At 58.8% G+C, this 3,968-nt stretch carries 2 protein-coding genes; one reads left to right on the top strand and one right to left on the bottom strand.

The window, feature by feature from the left end:
* Positions 1-123 precede the first annotated feature (123 nt).
* The gene (gene typA, locus AC4FAH_RS05450) at positions 124-1,932 is read right to left on the bottom strand and encodes a translational GTPase TypA (protein ID WP_043335760.1); all 1,809 of its coding nucleotides are present in this window, start codon (positions 1,930-1,932) and stop codon (positions 124-126) included.
* 642 nt (positions 1,933-2,574) lie between these two features.
* Between typA and glnA the strand changes: the two genes are divergently transcribed.
* Positions 2,575-3,968, top strand: a 1,394-nt coding sequence (gene glnA / locus AC4FAH_RS05445) for a glutamate--ammonia ligase (protein WP_490245749.1), incomplete at its 3' end; no start/stop codon positions are given.

Below are 3,968 nucleotides of genomic sequence, written 5' to 3'. Positions count from 1 at the left end.
TCATGCTGCCCTTTGCGGCAACAGCGAAAAGTGCTCAAACGCAAAAGACCCGCCGAGTTGGCGGGTCTTTTGCGTTTGAGCACGATGCCCCCTGCCATCAGGCAGGGGGCTGGCTGGGCCAGCTTACTTGCTGGCGCGCTTGCGCTCGTTCTCTTTCAGGTACTTCTTGCGGATACGGATGTGCAGCGGAGTGACTTCCACCAGCTCATCGGAATCCAGGAACTCGATCGCCTGTTCCAGGGTGAAGCGAATCGGCGGCGTCAGCACGATGTTTTCATCGTTGCCGGTAGAACGCATGTTATCGAGCTTCTTGGCCTTGGTCGGGTTCACGACCAGGTCGTTGGCGCGGTTGTGGATACCGACCAGCATGCCTTCATAGACTTCGGTACCGTGACCGATGATCAGCTTGCCACGTTCCTGCAGGGTGTACAGGGCGTAGGACAGCGCCTTGCCCGGCACCATGGAGATCATGACGCCGTTGCGACGCTCGACGCCTGCGCCTTCCTTCAGATCACCGTAGTGATCGAAGCGGCTGGTCAGGATGCCGGTACCGGAGGTCAGGGTCAGGAACTGACCACGGAAGCCGATCAGACCGCGAGACGGGATGATGAAGTCCAGACGCACACGACCCTTGCCATCCGGGTTCATGTTGGTCAGCTCGCCCTTGCGGTAGCCCAGCTCTTCCATGATGGAGCCCTGGTGCTGCTCTTCACAGTCGATGATGACTTCTTCGTACGGCTCCTGCTTCTTGCCGTCGATTTCCTTGATGATCACTTCCGGACGGCCCACGGCCAGCTCGAAGCCTTCACGACGCATGGATTCGATCAGAACGGAGAGGTGAAGCTCACCACGACCGGAGACGACGAACTTCTCCGGAGTCTCGCCCTGTTCGACGCGCAGTGCGACGTTGTGGATCAGTTCCTGGTCCAGACGCTCACGGATGTTGCGGCTGGTGACGAACTTGCCGTCCTGACCGGCGAACGGAGAGTCATTGACCTGGAAGGTCATGGAGACGGTCGGCTCATCGACGGTCAGCGGCGGCAGCGCCTCGACAGTGGCGGTGTCGCAGATGGTGTCGGAGATCGCGAGGTTCTCGATACCGGTGATGCAGACGATGTCGCCGGCAGTCGCCTTGTCGGTCTGCACGCGGTCCAGACCCATGTGAGTCATGACCTGGCCGATCTTGCCCTTACGGACAGCGCCTTCCTTGGTGATGATGGAAACCTGCTGACCCGGGCTGACGGCGCCGCGCTTGATGCGACCCAGACCGATGACGCCGACGTAGCTGTTGTAGTCCAGTGCGGAGATCTGCATCTGGAACGGACCGTCCAGCTCGACCTTCGGCGGCTCGACGATGTCGACGATGGACTGGAACATCGGGTCCATGGTGTCTTTCAGGTCTTCCGGATCCATACCGGCAATGCCGTTGAGGGCAGAGCAGTAGATGATCGGGAAGTCGAGCTGCTCGTCAGTCGCGCCCAGGTTGTCGAACAGATCGAAGATCTGGTCAACGACCCAGTCAGGACGAGAGCCCGGACGGTCGATCTTGTTGACGACGACGATCGGCTTCAGGCCCTGGGCGAATGCCTTCTGGGTCACGAAGCGAGTCTGCGGCATCGGGCCATCGACGGCATCGACCAGCAGCAGCACGGAATCGACCATGGACATCACGCGCTCGACTTCGCCACCGAAGTCAGCGTGCCCAGGGGTATCCACGATGTTGATGTGGTAGTCGTTCCACTGGATCGCGGTGTTCTTCGCGAGAATGGTGATGCCGCGCTCTTTTTCCTGGTCGTTGGAATCCATGATGCGTTCCTGACCCTCGGCCTTGCGGTCCAGGGTGCCAGACTGACTCAGGAGCTTGTCGACCAGGGTAGTTTTACCGTGGTCAACGTGGGCGATGATGGCTATGTTGCGAAGTTTCTCGATCACGACGGGAACCTGTGCGGAAAATGGGCGCTCGCGTACCGGGCGCTTGTGATTTGGGGCGCATTATAGGGGGCATGGCATGCCTCCTGCCAGCATCGTGCATTCACGAGGCGAGTCAGCGAGTGCCTTCAATTGGCCTGAAGTGCCCAAATGGTTGTCTCTCAAGTCTTTTCCGCGCCCTTGTCGCGGATGAAAAAAACTTGTGAGTCGAGGCAAACATGAGGATGAAAGAAAGAAATGACCGCAATGTGATGCTGACGTGATCATCGGGTGTGAGCGGAGAAATCCCCGGGATTCAGTGTTTTGCACCAATGTGGAGCAATGGCGTTTTTTGGTGCACTCAAATGATGAATCTGCACTGCGCGGCAAGAATTTTTGCACCTTGTCGGCCCATCTCTGGTCGGGTTTTCGTGCTGCATGCATGAAGATGGTGATGTTTTTTTTCAGCATATTCATTAACTTACTGAAATTAGCGCTGCGGCGTGCGCCATTCTGGCACGCTCGCTGCATTGTTAGAGCATCCTGTCTGATGGCTGGCATAACGACGCCGACCATGAGAGAAAAGGCTTACAAAATAGAGCAATAACCCCAGACAACGCTGACACCAACTGTAACCAGAGCCGCCGGCTCCATCGGAGAATTACCATGGCTGAGAAGACACTTGCCCTGATTGAAGAACACGAAGTCAAGTGGGTTGATCTGCGCTTCACCGACACCAAGGGCAAGGAGCAGCACGTCTCCATCCCGGCGCGTACAGTGGATGAGGAATTCTTCGAGAACGGCCAGATGTTCGATGGTTCCTCCATCGAAGGTTGGAAGGGCATCAACGAATCCGACATGATCCTGATGCCGGACGACGGCACTGCCTTCCTCGACCCGTTCACCGAAGACACCACCCTGGTGCTGCGCTGTGACGTCATCGAGCCGGCCACCATGCAGGGCTATGAGCGCGACCCGCGTTCCGTCGCCAAGCGTGCCGAGGAATTCCTGAAGTCCACCGGTCTGGGCGACACCGCCTTCTTCGGTCCGGAGCCGGAATTCTTCATCTTCGACGAAGTGCACTGGAAGAACGAGATGAACGGTTCCATGTTCAAGATCTCTTCCGAAGAAGGTGCCTGGGCGACCGATTCCACGCCGGAAGGCGGCAACCTGGGTCACCGTCCGCGTCTGAAGGGCGGCTACTTCCCGGTCCCGCCGATCGACAGCTTCCACGATATCCGTGCTGCCATGTGCAACACCCTGGAAGCCATCGGTCAGGAAGTCGAAGTTCACCACCACGAAGTGGCGAACGCCGGCCAGAACGAGATCGGCGTCAAGTTCAACACCCTGGTCAAGAAGGCCGATGAGGTTCAGGAACTCAAGTACGTGATCCACAACGTGGCTCACGCCTACGGCAAGTCCGCGACCTTCATGCCCAAGCCGCTGGTCGGTGACAACGGTTCCGGCATGCACGTTCACCAGTCCTTCTGGAAGGATGGCGACAACCAGTTCGCCGGTGACGAGTACGCGGGTCTGTCCGAAATGGCCCTCTACTACATTGGCGGCATCATCAAGCACGCTCGTGCCCTGAACGCCTTCACCAATGCGTCCACCAACTCCTACAAGCGTCTGGTGCCGGGCTTCGAAGCGCCGGTCATGCTGGCCTACTCTGCCCGCAACCGTTCCGCTTCCATCCGTATCCCGTACACCGCCAGCCCGAAAGGCAAGCGTGTCGAGGCGCGTTTCCCGGATCCGACGGCCAACCCGTACCTGGCGTTCTCCGCGATGCTGATGGCCGGTATCGACGGTATCAAGAACAAGATCCACCCGGGCGACGCGATGGACAAGAACCTCTACGACCTGCCGGCCGAAGAAGCCAAGTCCATCCCGACCGTGGCCGAGAGCCTCGAACAGGCCCTGACCGCGCTGGACGGCGATCGTGAGTTCCTGACCCAGGGCGGCGTCTTCACCGACGACATGATCGATGCCTACCTCGAGCTGAAGGGCGAAGACGTCCAGCGCCTGCGCATGGCGACTCACCCGCTCGAATTCGACATGTA

It is taken from the genome of Cobetia sp., assembly GCF_983723665.1.
Note: the sequence above shows the minus strand (reverse complement) of the source record. Positions and strands in the feature narration are given on the sequence as shown.